Genomic DNA, 20624 nt, shown 5'->3' with positions numbered 1-20624 from the left:
GTTAGTCCTGCTTATCTTTCTTTTGTGCCCATACATGTATGTATCGGCCTAACGAGAGGTATGGCTCTTCTCTGCACAGTTGTCTTTCTAGTGCCAACACATCTTCATACTGGTAATCGCCCATGTACTCCATATTGCCTATGTAGTCACTAAAGCAGCGGATACCAGATTTGCCACAAATTGAAAAACCAGCGTCTTCAATCCACTGGTAGACCTCTTCAGGTTTTAAGCCTTTTTGCGGCTGTAATTTAAATCTTTTGCGATGCGGCATTCCGTCTAATACATGAGGAATGTTGCCGCACACGACATTCTTGTAGACCAAACCATGGTGGTTATAGAACATAATAGAAGCCATACCACCCGGCTTTACTTGTTCTAGTACTTTCTCTAGCGCAGGTTTAGGATCTGCTAACCACTCCATCACCGCATGAAACAGGACCACATCCACTTGGGATTCTAGGTGCTGGTCAAGCGATTGGACTGGCGAATGAATGAAGCGATACTGCTCAAGCAGGCCATTTATTGCAATATCCTGCTCTGCCAATAGCAACATTTCAGAAGATAGATCACATAACGCGACATGATGTCCGAGCTTAGCTAGCTTTTGCGACATTTGTGCCAAACCGCCACCCGCATCTAGCACATTGAGTTGCTGATTTGCCCCATCAACAGTATTAAGTATCTGTTGAAGATCTTCCCAAACAATGACTTGGCGAATCTCTCCTTTGTCAGAACCGTAAATATTTTTTGCAAATTTGTGGGCAATATCGTCGAAATTGCGGTCTTCAGTCACAGCAGCTTAGGTTATCATGTCTAATCGTGCTGCTATTCTGTCATAAGAAAAGCAGGAATAAAGAGGCTTTCTCTTAAATTATAATCAATTGATGTTTTTTCGGACTATTTAGTATGTTTGAGCTGAAAAAAGTTGTGTCTTCTCTACTTATGCCGCTTCCCGCGATGCTAATCATCGGTCTATTCGGCTTAATGTTGATCATGTTTACCCGTAAACAGAAGACAGGCTGCTTTGTTGTTCTATTCTCTTTCATCGGTATCTTCCTCATCGCTTTTCAACCCGTTTCTTCTCGTTTGTTGATGCCGCTTGAACGCCAATACTCGGCCTTTTTTCCGGTCGACCAATCGATCGATTACGTTATGGTGCTCGGCAGTGGTCATGTCGTAGACGATAAGATCCCGCCCACTTCTGAATTAAGCCGAACCGGTTTGATGCGCCTTGCCGAAGGTATTCGCATCATGCGAATTTACCCTGGGTCTAAATTGATTTTGTCTGGCTATGCGGGCGGCTCTGAAGTGAGCAATGCCCGTATGATGGCGAAAGTGGCTCTCGCCCTTGGCGTCTCGAAATCTGACATTATTCTGTTAGAAACCGCCAAAGATACTTGGGAAGAAGCTCGACAAGCGGCAGCATTCGTTAATACCAAAAAGCTGGTTGTTGTAACGTCAGCCAGTCATATGGAGCGTGCTCTGAATGAATTCTACTCGGCAGGATTAAAGCCGTACCCTGCACCTACCAATTACCTTGCGCATGATAAAGTTACACAAGCATGGGCTAAATACACACCTAAAGCGGTGTATTTGGAGCAAACCGAGCGTTATTGGCACGAAACCTTAGGTCAAATTTGGCAAACGCTTAGGAATTGGGCGTCAGATTATGAAGAGCAAGCGCTGCAAGCTTCTGAAAGCAAAGTTTGATACCAAGTAAACTATGAATCCTAGATAGAAAAATACCGAGTCAAGCCTCGGTATTTTTATGTCTGTTGACGCGGTAACATTTAGTCACCTGCAAACATATAGCCTTCGCCATGAACGGTGACAAAAATTTGTGGATTCTTTGGATCGAATTCCATTTTTGCTCGCATGCGACGAATCAAGACATCAATTGTGCGATCGTTTGGTGCATCAACACGGTGGCTGATCATATTTAAGATACGTTCACGGCTGAGAACCTGATTCGGATAAGAGGATAAAGCCACTAGCAGTTCATATTCTGCTTTAGTCAGCTTAACCGGCTCACCGTTACGACTCAGTGCACGGCGCTGAACGTCAAACGTCCACTCACCAAAGCGAACAACATTATCATCTTGCTTCGCTGCGCTGTCAGAGCCTGACGAGTTACGTGCAGCGGAAATTCGCCACAGTAAATTCTTAACTCGAACCAATAGCTCGCGTAATTCAAAAGGTTTAGTGACATAGTCATCGGCGCCCATTTCAAGGCCAACGATTTTGTCGATGCTGTCCGTGCGTCCTGTTACCAGGATAATTCCAATGTCTGATTGACTGCGAAGTTCGCGAGTTAGCATTAATCCATCTTCACCGGGTAGATTAATATCCAACATCACCAAATCAATCGCGTTGCTTTGTAGCATGTCTCGCATCTGCTCGCCGCTTTCTGCTTCGCTGACTTGGTAACCTTCATTCTGAAAGTAGCCAACGAGCTTGCTGCGAGTCACTACGTCGTCTTCTACTACTAGTACGTGATAACTCATCTGCACCACTTAATTTGCATTGGGAATAGTTCTATCATTTATTCTATTCATAAATAGTAACATTTCTAGTATTTATCACTTTAAAAACGAGAAAGATGATTTTTTATTGATTCAAGACAAAACCGCCGCCTTTGTTAATAAATGCTCATAATTCGTCTTTTATTGTCACGTAAGCCATTACCGCTATTCATTTTTATTAGTTACACTAATAGGTAGTTATTTTGGGAGTGATACCTAATGCAAGAAATCAAAGCATTCAACGAGAAACGTGCGGAAATCTATTGGTGGCTTTCAAGCCTTTACGCCAAAGAATTAACGGAAGAGAACCTTGAACAGTACCATTCAGCTCAAATCCGCTCTTTCCTTACTGGCCTTGGCGAGAATGCCGATCTAAAGCCGTCGATTGATCGTGTCATTGATGCACTCAATCGCCTTATCGATCGCGAAGATGCACAACTAGAGCTTGCCGCTGATTTTTGTGATCTATTTTTGAAGTCTGATCGCGACTCTGCACTACCTTACGCTTCAATGTACATTGGAGAGACTGGCCTGCTTAACGACAAACCAGCGAAAGAGATGGAAGCGTTAATGCTAGAGCATGGTGTTGCTGTCGATGAAGGCTTAAATGAACCTGCTGACCATATTGCCATTGAGCTGGATTTTCTCGGCAACCTCATCATTCGCTCTAATGAGCTTGAGCAAGAGCGTCATATTGAAGAAGCACTGATCGAGCAAGAGGGCTTCATTCGTCAGCACCTTCTAAGTTGGACCCCTAAGTTTTCAGCTAAGTGTCAAACACTCGATGAGTTCGGTTTTTACTCGGCGATCGCTTCTCTCACAGTGGCATTCTTAGAGTTAGATTGCACATACTTAATCGGTGAATAGAGTCTGACAATGTGAACTGACACAGGTCAGTTCGAAGAAATGTGTTTGCCCTAAGTCGGATTGCGGTCTAAAATCGTGACCGCAAACGATAAAAATGAACTATTCAAATACAAACCGCTAAATAAGAGCGGTTTTTGTGTTTCTGATACTTTCTGCCAACTTATTCTAAACTGAATATATTCTCGTGGCAGTCATCGACAGGACAAAATTTATGGCCACTATTAAAGACGTTGCTCGCCTTGCTGGTGTTTCAACAACCACTGTGTCTCACGTGATTAACAAAACACGCTTTGTTGCCGAAGCGACACAAGAAAAAGTGATGGAAGCGGTAACCGAGCTTAATTATGCACCGAGTGCAGTTGCTCGTAGTCTTAAGTGCAACACTACTCGTACAATCGGTATGTTAGTGACACAATCGACGAACCTATTTTTCTCAGAAGTTATCGACGGCGTAGAAAGCTACTGTTACCGCCAAGGTTACACCTTGATTCTGTGTAATACAGGCGGCATCTATGAAAAACAACGCGACTACATTCGCATGTTGGCTGAAAAGCGTGTAGATGGCATCCTAGTGATGTGTTCAGATCTGACTGAAGAGCTGAGCGAAATGCTTGATCGCCACAAAGATATTCCAAAAGTAGTTATGGATTGGGGCCCAGAGAGTTCTCAAGCAGATAAGATCATCGATAACTCAGAAGAAGGCGGCTACTTAGCAACCAAATACCTAATTGAACGTGGTCACACTGACATTGCTTGTTTAAGTGGTCACTTCGAAAAAGCAGCATGTGTTGAGCGTATTAGTGGCTTTAAGCGTGCCATGGCCGAAGCGGAACTACCGGTAAATGAAGATTGGATTCTTGAAGGTAACTTCGAATGTGATACAGCGGTATTGGCGGCAGATAAAATTGTTGCAATGGATAAAAAGCCAACAGCCGTGTTCTGTTTTAATGACACCATGGCACTTGGTTTAATGAGCCGCCTGCAACAAAAAGGCATTCAAATCCCACAAGATATTTCCGTAATTGGTTACGATAATATTGAACTGGCCGAGTACTTCTCTCCGCCGTTAACAACGGTTCACCAACCAAAACGTCGTGTTGGTAAGAATGCCTTTGAAATTCTTCTTGAGCGAATTAAAGACAAAGAGCACGAAAAACGCGTGTTTGAGATGCACCCAGAGATTGTTGAGCGTAATACCGTTCGTAATCTAAATAAATAACCTTAACTCAGACGCTTAGCTAGTAGCCGTACTATTGGCTAAGCGTATATCTCCCCTCTATTTATTGAACCAATGTCACATTTATCCTATACAAACGTGATGTTCTGCGCAGAATTTATTTATTCTTAAAGTGTTCGATTAATGCCACGAACAGGGCAAACCATTCCGAAAGGATGGGACGCAAAGCCTCCGGCCTTAAACAATTTATTGTCTGGTAGCGGGGTTGCCGATGGCGAATATGCAAACTGTCATACCGCTTTTACTTGCACTCGTATGACACCTTACTGACAATGTCTCTGCATAATTTTGCTAATCTCTCGGACCTGCATTGGTGGCGTATACTTATACACCGAGAAAACACAGCATGGATAAACCAATACTAAAAGACTCAATGCGTTTATTTGAGCAGTTAGGACATATCAAGTCTCGCTCAATGTTTGGTGGCTTTGGCATTTTTGCTGATGACACTATGTTCGCACTTGTCGTCAACGATAAGCTTCACGTACGCGCGGACGCGGCTCTCGCTAAACAATTTAAGTCTCAAGGGCTAGAACCTTACGTATACAAAAAACGCGGCTTTCCCGTCGTGACAAAGTATTTTGCGCTTTGTGATGACTGGGCAGCAGACGCAGGTAAAACGTTAAAGATTGCTAGCGTCGCGTTAAAAGCCGCAAACCAAGAGAAACAATGCCAATCGCAGGCGAAACCGAATCGCTTGAAGGATCTTCCTAATTTAAGGCTAGCGACAGAACGCATGCTTAAGAAAGCAGGCATAGACACTGTCGAAAACTTAGAAGAGGTGGGCGCCGTACACGCTTTTAAGGCTATCCAGTCTACACACTCTGCCGATGTTAACATCGAACTTCTCTGGGCTTTAGAAGGTGCTATTAAAGGCACGCACTGGTCGGTTATCCCACAAAGCCGACGTCAGGAACTGTTAACGCAAGTTAGCTAATCTAAAACAATATATCTAGAAGAAGTCAGCCTTAGTGCTGACTTTTTTATTGTTTTTTATCTGCCACCTTGAAATTTGTCGCTTGCTTTCCCTGTCTTGTCTAGTAACACTAATATTTGATATCCATGAAATTAAATGGAGCTGCTCAACATGAATAAAAAGATCATCCTAGGAATTGTTTTCGTCGCATTGATTGTTTTACTTGGCGTCAATTTTGGCCAGTATCTCACGCTAGACAATGCCAAAGCCCAGCAAGCTGAGCTTGCGGCATTTATTGCTGACAACTTTACTATCGCCGCGGCGAGCTATTTTATCGCCTATGTTGCCATCACCGCTTTTTCGATTCCTGGCGCTGCGGTCGTGACTCTTTTGGGTGCTGCCCTTTTCGGTTTCTGGACAAGCTTACTGCTGGTTTCTTTCGCTAGCACCATAGGTGCAACACTCGCATTTTTGAGCAGCCGATACTTATTGCGTGATTGGGTACAAAGCAAATTTGGTGAAAAGCTCAATGCCATCAACCAAGGCGTTGAAAAAGATGGCGCATTTTATCTGTTCTCACTGAGATTAATTCCAGTGTTCCCATTCTTCCTCATCAACTTGTTAATGGGTTTAACACCTATCGCGACGGCTCGATTCTATTTGGTGAGTCAACTCGGTATGTTGCCAGGAACTGCGGTTTACCTGAATGCTGGTACTCAACTGGCTCAAATAGACAGCTTGTCGGGTATCGTATCTCCAACCGTTTTAGCCTCTTTTGCACTTCTCGGCTTATTCCCTGTCATTGCAAAATGGATTATGGCTAAAATTAAGAGCTCCCCTTCAACATCAAATGGAAATGCTTAATGAGGATCTATTCCGCATCGACGCCTACCGAAGCTCACATTGTTTGTGAGCTTCTTAAGTCTCAACAGATTGACTGTGAAGTTCGCGGTGAAGGCGTGTTTGGGCTCCAAGGTGAAATACCTTTTGGCGAGAGTAGCGAACCTTATGTCTGGTTACTTGACCCAGAACAAGCCAAGCATGCCAATACGGTTATCGAACAATTTAACAATGCAGATGTTGGCAGTAATTGGCTTTGTAACCAATGCGGGGAAATGAACGAGCCTCAATTTGGCGCATGTTGGCAATGCGGACAAGCAGCACCTTAACCGATTTTAGGCGCTTCAATTTGCTGCTGAATAAATGAAATTGAATGGTGATTGAACTCTTCTGGTCGCTCGACGTTACATACATGGCCGCAATCGGCAATCTCAAGTAACTTACTTTTACGATGTGCTGCGACCATCTCTTTCACAGGTTGAATAAACATATAGTCTTTCTCACCCATCAAATAGAGCGTTGGGATTGGCAGTTCTCTATCCTTAAAATACTTCATCAGTGGGTTAACTTCCGAAGTGAGAATAAACCAACGCTTAAACTCTTTCTGGCAAAGCTTCTTTGCTTCGCGGATAAATAAGTGCCTTGATTCCCTCTGAGTACGCTGCGGCATCACAATATAAGCAAAAAGGCTGTATAACCACATATAAGGGATAACGTGTTTGCACATGCCACCTAGCCTAACCAATATCTGCGAACGGACGTTAAATCGCGTTACAGCGCCACCTAGCACCATCGACTTGACTCTATCTGTTGCAAGTTCCGCTAGGTTTCGAACAATTATCGTGCCGAGAGACATACCAACAAAATGAGCCGAACGTATCTTTAAGTGATCAAGCACCTTAAGAATGTCCATTGTCACCGCTTGAAACGTATAGCGGTTTGCCATTAGCTCTTTGATCAATTGATTCGACTTACCGTGACCACGAAGATCGATAAGTAATAGATTAAAATGCTGTTTATACGCTTTGATTTGCTTAAACCAAATTGAGGAACTTCCCCCTGCGCCATGCACAAAGACTACCCATTCATCACTTGTGGGATGGGTAAAGGTTTTGTGAAATAGCAAGGTATCACTCATATCGAAAAGGGTTTACTCAGCAATAAAATTGGTTACGGAGAGTACCATAAACATAGGGGGATTTACGTCAATTTACCTCAATTCTTAATTATTCTTTTATTAAAAGTGTAAGTAACCATCAAAAAAGGCGCCCTCAAGACGCCTAGTTTCATATTAGCTTTTGTTCAACGCACTGTGATACAAGGATAGATATTCATCTGCCGATTTGTTCCAACAGAAATTTTGCTCCATCGCATACAATTGAACGCGTTTGACTTCGTTAGGTTGCTGCGCGTGCAGCAGTAAAGAACGCTGCAACACGTTAAGCAAAGCACTTGGCTTTGGTTCATCAAATACAAAACCCGTTGCATTTTCAGGCTCAGCATCATAGTCATTAACGCTGTCGCGCAACCCACCAACGCCGCGAACGATAGGGAGTGTACCGTAAGCCATGCTGTAGATCTGATTCAAACCACACGGCTCAAACTCAGAAGGCATAATAAAGAAGTCCGATCCCGCCTCAACCAAATGCGCTAACTCATTGTCATACGCCTCAACAAAAACAAACTTGTCGCTATGCAGCGCTGCAATCTCTTTTAGCTGAGACGCTAGAACAGGGTCACCTGTGCCGACAATCACCACCTGAACCTGATACTTAAGAAAATCACTTAAGATCGGCAATAGATAGTGCACACCTTTTTGGTGTGTCAGGCGACAGACCATGCCATAGACTGCGACCTCTTGAGTTTCTAGTCCCACCCTTTGCTGTAACTCTCGTTTACACGCTTTTTTACCCCTAACCATACTTTGGCGAGTCGCCTTGTAGTTCACAGGTAAGTAAGCATCACTTTGAGGATTCCAAGCGCTGTAGTCGCATCCGTTAAGTATGCCGACTAAATCGTCTGAGCGCTGTTGAAACTCTGCTGCCATGCCATGGCTGCCAAGTTCTGTTTTTAGCTCTTCAGCGTAAGTTGGACTGACAGCATTGATCTTATCCGCATTCATCACCCCCGCTCTTAGCATCGTAATGTGCGTCGCACTGACTGCCGCATCCAGCGCATAACGCGTGTGCATCTCTGGCAGAGACTGCAGTTCATCGTAACTAAATACCCCCTTAAACACCGCGTTGTGTACCGACAATACACTCTTAGTATGAGTGAAAAAGTCATGCGAATGATAGCGGTGTTTAAGCAAGTATGGGACAAATCCAGTATGCCAGTCGTTGGCATGAATAATATCTGCTTTGAATCCGAGCTTAGGTAACATATCTAGACTAGCGGCACTAAAAAACGCAAAACGTTCACCGTTATCGACGTACGCTTGATTGTTTTCCGCGTACATCTCTGGCCTATCGAAATACTTCGGACAATCGATGGCATACACGGGCACGCCAACGATCTCTAGCTGTTTAACCCGATATTCAGTGTGAGGCCAATGCTCTAACTGAGTTTCAAGCACCACTTGGGCTTGCTCAATACCCGCCAACTTTTGGTAAGCAGGTAAAGTAATACGAACATCTTGCTGCAGTGCGAGTAGTGCTTCAGGCAGTGCCTTGGCAACGTCTGCCAAGCCACCACTCTTAATTAACCCTTCAACTTCCGATGCTACAAATAGAATAGATAAATTCTTAGTAGCCAACTCTTGCTCCTTTAGGAATAACAACGATGCCATCTTCCGAAACGTGGAAGTGCTTTTTATCTTCGGATAGGTTTACACCAATCTGGGTGCCCGGTGCAATATCGACATCTTTATCGATGATTACACGGCGTAGTACACAACCATCACCGACCTTAACATCACCAAGTAGAATACACTCACTGATATCACAAGCAGAAGCAATATTACTGCGGAAGCCTAATACTGACTTCTCAATACGTGAACCACGCACATAGCTGCCATTACAAACCAAGCTATCAATGATCTGCACGCGGCCATTGACGGAGTCTGTAAATGTCGCAGGTGGCAGAGGTGGGTAGAATGTATGCAGAGGCCATTTACGGTTATAAAGCGAGAATGGCGCATCTTTCTCAAGCAGATCCATGTGTGCTTGCCAGTACGCTCCAATGGTACCGACGTCACGCCAATAAACTTCCTCTTTCTCACCAGTAATTCGGTTAGTGCTGAAGTCATAAACAAACACATCACCACGTGGGAACATCTTTGGAATAATGTCTTTACCGAAGTCATGAGAAGAGTCTGGGTTGTCAGCATCTTCGATCAGTTCTGAAAACAGTGGTTGAGCTTCAAAAACATAGTTGCCCATCGAAACAAGCGCGTGTTCAGGATCTCCTGGAATCGATTTAGGATTAGCCGGTTTTTCTTCGAAGCCAATCATTCGTCCTTCTGCATCGACCTCAATAACACCAAACTCTGAAGCTTCACTCAAAGGCATACGCAAAGCGGATACGGTTAATGACGCCTCTTTCTCTTTGTGGAAATCAAGCATCTGTTTGATATCCATTTTGTAGATGTGGTCTGAACCAAAAATACATACTTGCTCTGGCTCAGCTAACTCCATGAAGCGCAGGTTTTGGTAGATAGCATCCGCTGTGCCTTCGTACCAACGCTTACCTGTGCGCATTTGTGCTGGAATTGGGTCAATAAATCGGTCGGTAATACCACTGATGTTCCAACCTTTTTTCAGGTGGTGGAATAGCGATTGGGATTTAAATTGAGTTAGTACATAAACGCGCATCAAATCGGCATTTACAAAGTTGTTTAGAGCGAAGTCGATAAGACGGTAACTGCCGCCAAAAGGAACCGAGGGTTTACTACGAGATTCTGTAAGAGGACGAAGGCGCGACCCTTCTCCACCAGCAAGGATCATTCCCAAAACACCAGCCATTTATATTTCTCCATTTTATTTATTGTTGTGATAAGCCCGTTTTTAGGGGGCGGACTTATCAATATTCTCTATAGATATGCCATTCCTATTTGGCACACCATGCAGCAAGAGTCACTCTGCCAACGCCTTTTGTGACGGTAGTTATACGCCATTGTGCCTTGTGCAAAAGGTTTATTATAACTTATCGTATTTCAGCAAGATTACAATTTAAAATATGCTGTACTATCGAGCTCACACTTATTACTTTTTCGCCTCCTGCGATAGCTCACAGAATCCCATGAACAAGACACATCTCGATAACATACCATCTACATTAATGTGACCTTGCTCGCAAAGAGGTACGATGACTTACCATAGAAAGATGTAGAGAGTTGAGATCTAACTGCTAAGCAGCATTCGATGCTTGGTGGATATAGATCGCGTCTTTGGTTTCTGATTTAGCAATGTATAAGGAGCTATCTGCTAGTGCTAATGCTTGTTGCATAGTGACGTTTGGTTTAATCAATGTCCCGCCCACTGATAGCTTATTAACTAAATGGAGGTAGTTTGAATCTCTAGTCTGAACTTGTTCGACATACTGCTTAATACGACACGCTATCTGTAACAAAATCTTATTGCTATCTGTGCGAACAAGGAGCAAAAACTCCCCGTCATCCCATCTTGCCGCGACATCATATTCGCGAATAGCTTTGGTCAAACATGACGCGACAGCTTTAAGTGCGTCCTGATGCTTTTCATTATCGAACACACCACCACTTCTAGGCGACAGTCCAGCATCAATCCATATGAGGCCAAATTGATGCTGTTCGCGTGATGAGCGTGCAAGCTCGGCACGTAACTCGCGCTCCAGCCCTCTTCGATTGTGCAGCCCGGTAATGAAATCAAATATGGCAAGCTTATCTATCTGCTCGGTACGTGAGGCGACTAATTCCTCCAACCCTGTTCTCGCAGAAGTGAGTTCATGCTCAATCAAATCGACTGCCTCATCAAGGGTTTGATTCGCTGACTTAAACCTAGTGAGCTTTGCGAGTCGCTCACCGATCCGTTCGACTGGCGAGATCCAGTATTTAACCAGATAGAAATAACTCAGCAGTGCGCACAGAAATACTAAGCCCATCAATGGTAAATAAAGGCTCGTTGCAGTCCAACTAGGAACCATGGCGTCAATGCTGACAAAGGTCAGCTCGTACCACCCCAAAGCTTCAATATAATGAATCGCTACTACGGCTTTTCCTGACTCTTGCTGAACCATCAAAATTTCGGCTTCTTCACCAGACTTCTGACGCTGCATTAGCGTTTCTATCGCGGAGTATTCATCAGAGTTAGGAACATAGTCACTCAACGTGGGCTTAGTATTTTCACTGTCTCTTAGAGGGTAGTGAAATTTGTGGGAATCGACTGAAAACTGGACTCTTCGCCCTTCGTCAACGAACAATGTTTTTAACGCGTGAGAGTGATGTTCATCGAAACGTTCAAACAGCAGATTAGTGTCGATTCCCGTTCCAACAACACCGAGGAAGCGACCACTGTCAACAATGCTGTGATTGATCCAAACTCGCGTTAGATTTAAATGCGCATCTCTAGCGATATTAACGCTAAAGTCTACACCGCTATCTCTCTGCTCAAAATACCAATTGTCTTGGACTGAAGCAGGGTCGAGATAATAGCGAAGAAAGGTTTGCTCCCGTACGCTTTGTACATCGTTGTAGTGATAGGCCAGATTTTCATCAAGCACGATGAAGAAGTTTTTTGATTTTAATTGCCAACGGTATCGGTCCAGGGTTTCCTCAGCGACAGCGCGGTATACGTCATCATTGCTGTTCATTCCCCATGAAGTCACATTCGGGTGTTCCGCCAACTCACTGATGAGATTCACTTCTTTAATAATTGGCGCGAGCAATGTTTCAGCATCATGGTGTGCAGAGATCTGTGCGTATTTCCACAGCAGTTCCTTAACGATACCGTCAACAACTTGTTTGGAGATGCTATGCGCAGCAAATAGAAAGATAGCACTGACACAGGCTAAAAAAGTCAGCAGCTTGAGTCTCTGTTTCATGATGTCCTTCCGTGGGTCATCTAAATCAATAGAAGCTACTTACTATATTGTCAAAAATGCAATTGAGAATCTTTACATTCACACTATCAATATGTAAATAATTTTATATACCTCTCATCAAAATGAAAACGGATGATCATTCGGCTCATAAAAAAAGCAGCCTAGTTAAGGCTGCTTTTTATCCAAGTGAAGGACTTACTTTTTCTTGGCTGGCTTTTTACGCTTATCGGTAATTTCCCATTTGCCATCGACGTAGAGTGCCGTGTAACCCGAAGGCTTGCCATCCACCTCTGAACGGACGTAGTTCTCTTTCGACTTACGGCTAAAGCGTACCACCATAGGCAAACCATCAGGATCTTGCTGAGGGGCGTCAGTCAAATAGTGGAACTTAGGTGAAATACGGTCCTTGAAGCGCACAAGTTCTTCAACCAAAGGTGCACGAGTTTCGCGCGATTTCGGGAATGTGCTTGCTGCTAAGAACAGACCAGAAGCACCATCACGAAGAACGAAGTAAGCATCTGAGTTTTCACATGGTAGCTCTGGCAAATGCACAGGATCTTCTTTTGGCGGAGCAACTTCGCCATTTTTCAGGATCTTACGAGTGTTCTTACACTCTTCACTCGTACAGTCCATGTACTTACCGAAACGGCCGTTCTTAAGCACCATGTCGCTGCCACACTTGTCACATTCGACAACTGGACCATCGTAACCTTTAACTTTGTACTCACCGTGTTCAACAATGTAACCTTCACAGTTCGGGTTATTACCACAAACATGCAGTTTACGTTTGTCATCGATTAAGTACGCATCCATCGCCGTTTCACAGATTGGACAGCGCTTTTTCGCACGCAGTGCAGCCGTCTCAACATCCTCTTCAAGAACGTTGATAACACCATCTTCATCGCCTAGGTTGATGGTCGTCTTACAACGCTCTTTAGGAGGCAATGCGTAACCTGAACAACCTAGGAAAACACCTGTAGAAGCAGTACGGATACCCATCTCACGAGAACAGGTCGGACACTCGATATCAGTGTAGACGATATGGTTTGGCTTCATGCCGCCCAGTTCTTCGTCTTGTTCCGCTTTCTCTAAATCACCGGTAAAGTCTTTAAAGAAGTCATCTAGCACACCTTTCCAGTTGGCATCGCCTTCTGCAATTTGGTCTAGCTTTTCTTCCATACGAGATGTGAACTCGTAGTTCATTAGCTCATCGAAGCTACCATCTAGACGGTCAGTGACGATTTCACCCATCTTCTCAGCATAGAAGCGACGCTGTTCGACTTTCACATAACCACGATCTTGGATGGTTGAAATGATTGACGCATACGTTGAAGGGCGACCAATACCACGTTTTTCAAGCTCTTTAACCAAGGCTGCTTCGGTGAAACGCGCTGGCGGCTTTGTGAAGTGCTGCTTAGGGTCAAGAGTAACAAGCTCAATCGCATCACCCACCTGTACTGCAGGTAGAATCTGGTCTTCGTTTTTACCTAATGGACGTTGAACACGAGTCCAACCGTCAAATTTCAATATACGACCTTTCGCTTTAAGCGTGTACTCAGCCGCTTTCACGCTCACGGTAGTTGAATCGTATTTTGCCGGTGTCATCTGACACGCCACAAACTGATTCCAGATTAGCGAGTAAAGTTTGTGCGCATCTGATTCCATACCATTGAGATCATCCGCTTTCACAGATACATCAGATGGTCGAATCGCTTCGTGCGCCTCTTGGGCGCCCTCTTTGCTACCGTAAACAATTGCTTTGCTAGGCAGGTAAGCGTCGCCAAATTCAGTCGCGATAAAACCACGGGCAGCTTCTACCGCTTCAGAACTCAAGTTAGTCGAGTCGGTACGCATATAGGTGATGTAACCCGCTTCATACAGACGCTGAGCCAACATCATGGTTTTCTTAACGCCGTAACCTAAACGAGTACTCGCTGCCTGCTGCAATGTCGAGGTAATGTAAGGTGCTGAAGGTTTGCTTGAAGTCGGGCGATCTTCGCGCTTACAAACTTCATAACGTGCTTTCTCAAGCACAGCCATCGCCGCTTTGGTTTCAGCTTCATTGACGGGCTTAAACGCAACGCCTTCTTTCTGCGCCACCTGCAAACGGAAGTCAGTTTTATCTTGAGTCTTAGTATCTGCGTGGATATCCCAGAACTCTTCTGGAATAAACGCTTTGATTTCACGCTCACGCTCTACCAGCAACTTCACCGCTACAGACTGTACACGACCCGCAGATAGACCACGTGCAACCTTTTTCCAAAGCAGTGGTGACACCATAAAGCCAACCACGCGGTCCATAAAACGGCGCGCTTGCTGTGCGTTAACACCATCCATACTTAGCTCGCCCGGTTTCTCGAACGCCTGCTGGATAGCATTTTTGGTAATCTCGTTGAATACAACGCGTTTGTATCGCTCTTCATCACCACCGATGATCTCACGAAGGTGCCAAGCGATAGCCTCTCCCTCGCGATCCAAATCGGTTGCGAGATAAACGCTGTCTGCGTCTTTCGCAAGCTTTTGCAGCTCTGCCACTACTTTCTCTTTGCCTGGCAGAACCTGATAGTTCGCTTCCCAACCATGATATGGGTCGATACCCATTTTTTTGATTAGTGACTTGCGATCTTTTTCTTTTTTGATTCGTGCTTTTTCTTCAGCACTTAAGCCCTTGGTTGATACCGCAGCAGCTTTCTGACCAGTGCTTTGGCCAGCAGTCGGTAGATCACGTACGTGACCTACACTGGACTTTACAATGAAGTCCTTACCTAAATACTTATTGATGGTCTTCGCTTTGGCTGGCGACTCCACAATAACCAGTGACTTACCCATAATTGACTCAAGTGTCCTTTATCGAGTGCGATAATATCGCACGACATACTTAATACTTTGCTTCTTTTTTTACTATTGAGCGAGATTACAAGAAGATCAATATCTTTTTTTAATTTCTATCTTGACTGCTCGACAATTCAGCGATGTTTCTACTTCTGATAATCAATTGTGGCTTGCTGAACACTTCGTGCTTCTTACCGAGTCAGAAAACGCCACATACTAAACGGCACAATATCTCTGACGCCAATGAAAGATGATGTTTTTTGCCACCAGTCACAAAACCCACTAACCTAATCGAGCATTAGCTTTTATGCCATTGATCTACCGCAATTGAAATTACGTGCGAACTGCCTACAATTCCACTCATCGCTTCTTTTATATAGAAGACAAATTTAACAAAGGTACTTCCATGAGTGACAAAAAGGCCATCTCTCAGTTTGAATTGTTAATGATCGCCAATCAAATTATCCAAGACCACGAAGACTATCTCGAAGGCATGCGCGCAGAGAGCGTAGAAGAGAAAGACGATGTGTTGGTGTTTAAAGGAAACTACTTTCTCGATGATAACGGCTTACCAACAGCTAAAACGACAGCCGTATTTAATATGTTTAAGTATCTAGCGCACCATTTGTCGAAAGAGTTTACGATTGAAGGATAACTGGATAACTGGATAACTGGATAACTGGATAACTGGATAACTGGATAACTGGAAATTAGCGAGGGTTGGCATATGGTGCCAACCCTTTTTAATTTGGGATGTTTCACTGCGGAAAACGGATGCGGTAACGGACTTCGTCCTACCGAGAACCAGAGAACCAGAGAACTAGAGAACTAGAGAACTAGAATAGTGAACAAAGACGTATCAACTACTCCAGTTTTCTAGCAGCGCAGCGATCCGTAGGGCGAAGCCCGTTCTAGATTCCCGCGGGCGCAGCCCGATCTCGAAGCGCAGCGCCCTCTACGAACTCAAGCCTTCCAACTTATCGAAGTAGTCAGGGAAAGTCTTTGAGGTACACTTAGGATCGTTGATGGTCACGGGCGTGTCGCTTAGCGCAACAAGCGAGAAACACATTGCCATGCGGTGATCGTCATAAGTGTCAATCGCAGCGTGGGTAAGTTTGGCTGGCGGCGTGACAATAATGTAATCCTCACCCTCTTCAACTTCTGCACCGACTTTACGTAGTTCGGTCGCCATTGCTGCTAATCGATCCGTCTCTTTAACACGCCAGTTGTATACGTTGCGAATCGCGGTAGTACCTTCTGCAAACAGTGCGGTAGTAGCAATCGTCATCGCTGCATCTGGGATGTGGTTAAAGTCCATATCAACCGCTTTGAGCTCACCGACGCGAGAGATAACGTAGTCGTCACCCCATTCGATTTGTGCGCCCATTTTCTCTAGTGCATCTGCAAATTGAATATCGCCTTGGATACTCTTTTTACCGATACCGGTTACTTTAATTTCGCCACCTTTTATCGCTGCTGCCGCTAAGAAGTAAGACGCTGAAGAAGCATCGCCTTCAACTAGGAAATCTCCTGGTGCAACATACGATTGGCCTTTACGAACCACGAACTCTTGGTAGTCATTGTTTTCTACTTCTACACCAAACTGAGCCATGATATGCAGCGTGATATCAATGTATGGTTTCGAAACCAGTTCACCGATAATTTTAATCGTCACATCATCTTGCGCGAGCGGCGCAGACATTAGAAACGCTGTTAAAAACTGACTTGAGATAGAACCATCGATTTCAACTGTACCGCCTTTGAGGCCAGTACCTAAAATCTTGAGTGGTGGGTAATCTTCGTTTTCAAGGTATTCAACCTCAGCCCCAGCTTGACGCAGAGCATTGACTAGGTGACCAATTGGGCGCTCTTTCATGCGTGGTTCACCCGTTAGAACGTATTCACCACCACCTAAACATAAAGCGGCAGCAAGTGGACGCATCGCAGTACCTGCGTTACCCAAAAAGAGCTCTAACGCTTGTGGCGCATCAAATGGCTTTCCTAGACCTTCGACTTCACATACTGTTTTGTCTTCAGACAGTGAATAAGACACACCAAGTTGAGTCAGTGCATTCAGCATATGACGGATGTCGTCACTGTCGAGTAAGTTGGTGAGTCGAGTTTTCCCACTTGCTAGTGCTGCAAGAAGTAAAGCTCGGTTAGAAACACTTTTTGAACCAGGTAAGTTGACCTCACCATTGACTTTGTTGATAGGTTGTAACGTAAGGCTTTCCATTAAAATTGATATTCCTTGCTCACCCCGCCTTCCTAAGCGGGACGATGAAAAATTCTTCGTACTTGCAGCCTATCTAAATTCCCTGTGTAAAACCAGACCCAAATCACGAATAGCGCTGAATAATTATCTCACCCAACCGCTGGTAACAAACCCTATCAATATTCCTTATCGACGCGTACCCCATCATCGAAATAGAGAATACGAACTTTGTCTCCTCGCTCAAACAACATGGTGTTATCGACGTCTTGGATAACGTCAATCAACTTACCCTTGTCCGTTTCAATCAGTATTTCTACCAATTTATACTCCACTGAGTATTCTTGATTGGCTTGGCTTCGCGCGATACCTGCCCCTGCAACCGCTCCAACTGCTGTCGCCACTTCTTTTCCGCTACCACCGCCAAACTGGTTGCCAACTAAACCACCCACAACGGCTCCTAACAGCGTTTCCCACCCTGAACCTTTCGATTTAATAATATCTTGCTGGGTGATGTATCTCACTGTCTCTACCTGACCAAACACAACTTCGTTGACTGGGCGAGCCGTATTTCTTTGGTAGGCCGCATTGGCAATTAAGGGAAAAACCAATATGATCCAAAGTAACTTCTTCATTTTCTTTCCTCATTTCATTCATGGCGATTTATCTCACTGAACTTGATCCCGACAAACTTTGGTTTCCATCCACCTTTGATGCGTTATCTGACCCTAATGGTTTACTCGCCTTTGGTGGAGACCTCAGTGCAGAAAGGCTAATACTCGCCTATCAAAATGGCATCTTCCCATGGTATGGACCCGGAGAGCCTATTCTTTGGTGGAGCCCATCGCCACGTGCTGTCTTTAATCCTAAGACATTTCAACCAGCCAAAAGTCTCAAAAAATTTCAAAGAAAACTGGCTTACCGCGTGACGATTAACCATGCGACTGAACAAGTCATCGACTACTGCGCCTCGACCCGAAGCAAAGAAGAGACATGGCTTAATGAAGAAATGCGCAGTGCTTATAAAACCTTGGCACAGCAAGGGCACTGTCACTCAGTTGAGGTGTGGCACGCTGATAAGTTGATTGGCGGTCTGTATGGGATTTCAATTGGACAAGTTTTTTGTGGTGAGTCGATGTTTAGTTTAGAAACGAACGCATCTAAGATCGCGCTGTGGTATTTTTGCCGCCATTTTGAACAACACGGCGGTAAGCTAATCGATTGTCAGGTGATAAACCCTCATCTTGCTTCTCTTGGCGCAATTGAGCTCAATCGTGAAGACTTTATTCAAACACTGCTATCCTATAATAATGAACCGCTACTGGAGAACTGTTTCTCAAAACAGCAATTAACCAGTGAATCATGGGGAGAATAATGAGTTCGGATCTGCAACAAATACGCATTGGATTAACCGATTGCCACCCTTGTAGCTATCTGGCAGATAGGCAAGAGCGCGTTGCGGTCGCTCTCGATCCGACGATGCATTGCGGTTCGAGCTACGAGGTCTTGCTCGCCAACGGATTCAGACGCAGTGGCGATACCATCTATAAACCCCACTGCGATCTATGTAGTGCGTGCCAAGCTATCCGAGTGTCTATCCCTGATTTTGTTACGTCTCGCAACCAAAAACGACTGCTGAATAAAGCAAAAGCCTTCTCATGGCAGCTAAAAGAGCAGATGGATGATAACTGGTTTGAACTCTATTCACGTTACATTGAAGCAAGGCATCGTAACGGAACTATGTACCCACCCAAGCAAAAAGAGTTCGCTCAGTTTTCTCAATGTGCTTGGCTTAATACTCAATATTTGCATATCTACGACCAAGACAAGCTCATTGCCATCGCGGTCACCGATATTCTTTCCAATAGCGTGAGTGCTTTCTACACCTATTTTGACCCGGATTATGCGCTTTCTCTCGGTACACTGGCGGTATTATTCCAAATCCAATACTGCCAAGAGCAAGGTAAACAATGGCTTTACCTAGGCTATCAAATCGATGAATGCCCAGCGATGAACTATAAAGTCCGATTTCAGCGTCATCAAAGGCTAGTAAATCAGCGTTGGCAAGGGTAGAATACGCCCCAACTTTACTTAATTCATTTTTATCGGCATTATGCGCCGGTTGAAATCGTCCATTTTTAAAAGAGGATTAAATGGCTAAAGAAGACGTAATTGAGATGCAAGGCACTGTCCTTGATACTCTACCAAACACAATGTTCCGTGTTGAGCTAGAAAACGGTCACGTAGTTACTGCTCACATCTCTGGTAAAATGCGTAAGAACTACATCCGTATTCTTACTGGTGACAAAGTAACTGTAGAGATGACTCCATACGATCTATCAAAAGGTCGCATCGTCTTCCGTGCTCGTTAATCTCTGACTGCCTAGCGCATTCCGAATTATTCGAATACAGACAAAAAAGCGAAGCTCATGGCTTCGCTTTTTTGTTTCCATTTGACTATACCCGAAATAATTGGAATTGCAGCGCGGCAACAAGACAATTCAGCCCTATGAGCATAGGTGTTCTATGTGATTAGGGTGAATTGGCGCAGTTAACAAAGCTGCAACTTCAAGAATGAAGGGGATTGAGGTTTATTTGCCTAGTGCCTCTTTATAATGCTCGCGACAAACGGATACATAGCGGTCATTGCCACCAATCGCGACTTGGTCACCCTCTTTAATCGCTACGCCATGTTCGTCAGTGCGAATCACCATGTTGGCTTTACGTCCACAGTGACAAATAGTTTTTAGCTCTATCAATTTGTCTGCCCAAGACAGTAGGTATTTACTCCCTTCAAACAGCTCACCAAGAAAGTCTGTTCTCAGCCCGTAACAAAGCACAGGAATATGCAGTTTATCTACGACTTCGGTCAGTTGGTAAACTTGCTCTTTACTCAGAAACTGACACTCATCGACCAAAATACAGTGACGTTTTTCAACTTCATTTAGCGCAGAGATCTCTTGATACAGGTTTGTCTCGGCATTGAATAGCTGAGCATCTGACTGCAAACCAATACGTGAGCTCACTTTACCAATACCATAGCGGTCATCTAGAGCAGCGGTAAAAATCACTGGGTTCATGCCGCGTTCTTGATAGTTAAAAGAAGACTGAAGAAGAGTGGTTGATTTACCCGCATTCATTGCTGAGTAATAGAAGTACATCTGTGCCACTGTTTGTTAC

At 44.5% G+C, this 20624-nt stretch carries 20 protein-coding genes and 1 riboswitch; of the genes, 10 read left to right on the top strand and 10 right to left on the bottom strand.

The genetic code is table 11. The features are described 5' to 3' along the window. Position 1: 1 nt before the first annotated feature. Positions 2 to 793, bottom strand: a complete 792-nt coding sequence (gene cmoM, locus IX91_RS05205; protein WP_004744332.1) for a tRNA uridine 5-oxyacetic acid(34) methyltransferase CmoM — start codon at positions 791 to 793, stop codon at positions 2 to 4. Between the two features lie 113 nt (positions 794 to 906). Here cmoM and elyC point away from each other — a divergent pair, with 113 nt between their 5' ends. Further along, entirely contained in the window at positions 907 to 1710 is an 804-nt protein-coding gene (gene elyC / locus IX91_RS05200; RefSeq protein WP_004744333.1) for an envelope biogenesis factor ElyC, read from the top strand. 80 nt (positions 1711 to 1790) lie between these two features. Here elyC and torR read toward each other — a convergent pair whose 3' ends face one another. Then, complete coding sequence (torR, locus tag IX91_RS05195) at positions 1791 to 2504, bottom strand: two-component system response regulator TorR (RefSeq protein WP_004744334.1); 714 nt, start codon at positions 2502 to 2504, stop codon at positions 1791 to 1793. A gap of 237 nt (positions 2505 to 2741) precedes the next feature. Here torR and torD point away from each other — a divergent pair, with 237 nt between their 5' ends. The 5 genes from torD to IX91_RS05170 all read left to right on the top strand — a co-directional run bounded on the left by torD (position 2742) and on the right by IX91_RS05170 (position 6711). After that, positions 2742 to 3389: a molecular chaperone TorD gene (torD, locus tag IX91_RS05190; protein WP_004744335.1), complete on the top strand. Its 648-nt coding sequence runs from the start codon at positions 2742 to 2744 to the stop codon at positions 3387 to 3389. 211 nt (positions 3390 to 3600) lie between these two features. Then, positions 3601 to 4608 (top strand): HTH-type transcriptional repressor PurR, encoded by a 1008-nt coding sequence (gene purR, locus IX91_RS05185; protein ID WP_004744336.1) that lies wholly within the window; start codon positions 3601 to 3603, stop codon positions 4606 to 4608. A 144-nt stretch (positions 4609 to 4752) separates the two neighbouring features. Further along, positions 4753 to 4839, top strand: a riboswitch (cyclic di-GMP riboswitch). A 133-nt stretch (positions 4840 to 4972) separates the two neighbouring features. Continuing rightward, the gene (locus IX91_RS05180; protein WP_004744337.1) at positions 4973 to 5563 is read left to right on the top strand and encodes a TfoX/Sxy family DNA transformation protein; all 591 of its coding nucleotides are present in this window, start codon (positions 4973 to 4975) and stop codon (positions 5561 to 5563) included. Positions 5564 to 5713: 150 nt separating this feature from the next. Then, positions 5714 to 6406 (top strand): TVP38/TMEM64 family protein, encoded by a 693-nt coding sequence (locus IX91_RS05175; RefSeq protein ID WP_004744338.1) that lies wholly within the window; start codon positions 5714 to 5716, stop codon positions 6404 to 6406. Next, positions 6406 to 6711, top strand: a complete 306-nt coding sequence (locus tag IX91_RS05170) for a putative signal transducing protein (RefSeq protein ID WP_004744339.1) — start codon at positions 6406 to 6408, stop codon at positions 6709 to 6711. Before IX91_RS05175 ends, IX91_RS05170 begins: the two co-directional genes overlap by 1 nt. On the opposite strand, the gene IX91_RS05165 is transcribed toward IX91_RS05170, so the two are convergent. The 5 genes from IX91_RS05165 to topA all read right to left on the bottom strand — a co-directional run bounded on the left by IX91_RS05165 (position 6708) and on the right by topA (position 15229). After that, positions 6708 to 7520, bottom strand: coding sequence for an alpha/beta fold hydrolase (locus tag IX91_RS05165; RefSeq protein WP_004744340.1), 813 nt, complete (start codon positions 7518 to 7520; stop codon positions 6708 to 6710). The two genes, IX91_RS05170 and IX91_RS05165, sit on opposite strands and share 4 nt — an antisense overlap. Before the next feature lie 153 nt (positions 7521 to 7673). Continuing rightward, positions 7674 to 9137, bottom strand: a complete 1464-nt coding sequence (gene glgA, locus IX91_RS05160; RefSeq protein ID WP_004744341.1) for a glycogen synthase GlgA — start codon at positions 9135 to 9137, stop codon at positions 7674 to 7676. Then, on the bottom strand, positions 9127 to 10344 hold the full coding sequence (glgC, locus tag IX91_RS05155; RefSeq protein WP_004744342.1) for a glucose-1-phosphate adenylyltransferase: 1218 nt from the start codon (positions 10342 to 10344) through the stop codon (positions 9127 to 9129). The genes glgA and glgC overlap by 11 nt, the downstream gene beginning before the upstream one ends. A gap of 385 nt (positions 10345 to 10729) precedes the next feature. After that, positions 10730 to 12400: a GGDEF domain-containing protein gene (locus IX91_RS05150; RefSeq protein WP_004744343.1), complete on the bottom strand. Its 1671-nt coding sequence runs from the start codon at positions 12398 to 12400 to the stop codon at positions 10730 to 10732. A 195-nt stretch (positions 12401 to 12595) separates the two neighbouring features. After that, positions 12596 to 15229 carry a type I DNA topoisomerase gene (topA, locus tag IX91_RS05145; RefSeq protein WP_004744344.1) on the bottom strand — a complete coding sequence of 878 codons (2634 nt, stop codon included), beginning with the start codon at positions 15227 to 15229 and terminating at the stop codon, positions 12596 to 12598. Positions 15230 to 15638: 409 nt separating this feature from the next. On the opposite strand from topA, the gene IX91_RS05140 reads away from it, so the two are divergent. Next, positions 15639 to 15887, top strand: coding sequence for a YciN family protein (locus IX91_RS05140; RefSeq protein ID WP_004744345.1), 249 nt, complete (start codon positions 15639 to 15641; stop codon positions 15885 to 15887). A 300-nt stretch (positions 15888 to 16187) separates the two neighbouring features. On the opposite strand, the gene aroA is transcribed toward IX91_RS05140, so the two are convergent. Both aroA and IX91_RS05130 read right to left on the bottom strand, forming a co-directional pair. Continuing rightward, complete coding sequence (aroA, locus tag IX91_RS05135; RefSeq protein ID WP_004744346.1) at positions 16188 to 17468, bottom strand: 3-phosphoshikimate 1-carboxyvinyltransferase; 1281 nt, start codon at positions 17466 to 17468, stop codon at positions 16188 to 16190. A gap of 155 nt (positions 17469 to 17623) precedes the next feature. Then, positions 17624 to 18079 (bottom strand): outer membrane lipoprotein, encoded by a 456-nt coding sequence (locus IX91_RS05130; protein WP_004744347.1) that lies wholly within the window; start codon positions 18077 to 18079, stop codon positions 17624 to 17626. A gap of 20 nt (positions 18080 to 18099) precedes the next feature. On the opposite strand from IX91_RS05130, the gene aat reads away from it, so the two are divergent. From aat to infA, 3 genes are all read left to right on the top strand, one after another. Continuing rightward, the gene (aat, locus tag IX91_RS05125; protein WP_004744348.1) at positions 18100 to 18819 is read left to right on the top strand and encodes a leucyl/phenylalanyl-tRNA--protein transferase; all 720 of its coding nucleotides are present in this window, start codon (positions 18100 to 18102) and stop codon (positions 18817 to 18819) included. Continuing rightward, positions 18819 to 19517 (top strand): arginyltransferase, encoded by a 699-nt coding sequence (locus tag IX91_RS05120; RefSeq protein ID WP_004744349.1) that lies wholly within the window; start codon positions 18819 to 18821, stop codon positions 19515 to 19517. The genes aat and IX91_RS05120 overlap by 1 nt, the downstream gene beginning before the upstream one ends. A gap of 80 nt (positions 19518 to 19597) precedes the next feature. Continuing rightward, positions 19598 to 19816, top strand: coding sequence for a translation initiation factor IF-1 (gene infA / locus IX91_RS05115; protein ID WP_001040192.1), 219 nt, complete (start codon positions 19598 to 19600; stop codon positions 19814 to 19816). 219 nt (positions 19817 to 20035) lie between these two features. On the opposite strand, the gene IX91_RS05110 is transcribed toward infA, so the two are convergent. Further along, a complete protein-coding gene (locus tag IX91_RS05110; RefSeq protein ID WP_004744350.1) occupies positions 20036 to 20614 on the bottom strand; it encodes a thymidine kinase in 579 nt (192 codons plus the stop codon). Positions 20615 to 20624: the final 10 nt, after the last annotated feature.

Source organism: Vibrio tubiashii ATCC 19109 (genome assembly GCF_000772105.1).
GTDB classification, from domain to species: domain Bacteria; phylum Pseudomonadota; class Gammaproteobacteria; order Enterobacterales; family Vibrionaceae; genus Vibrio; species Vibrio tubiashii.
Note: the sequence above shows the minus strand (reverse complement) of the source record. Positions and strands in the feature narration are given on the sequence as shown.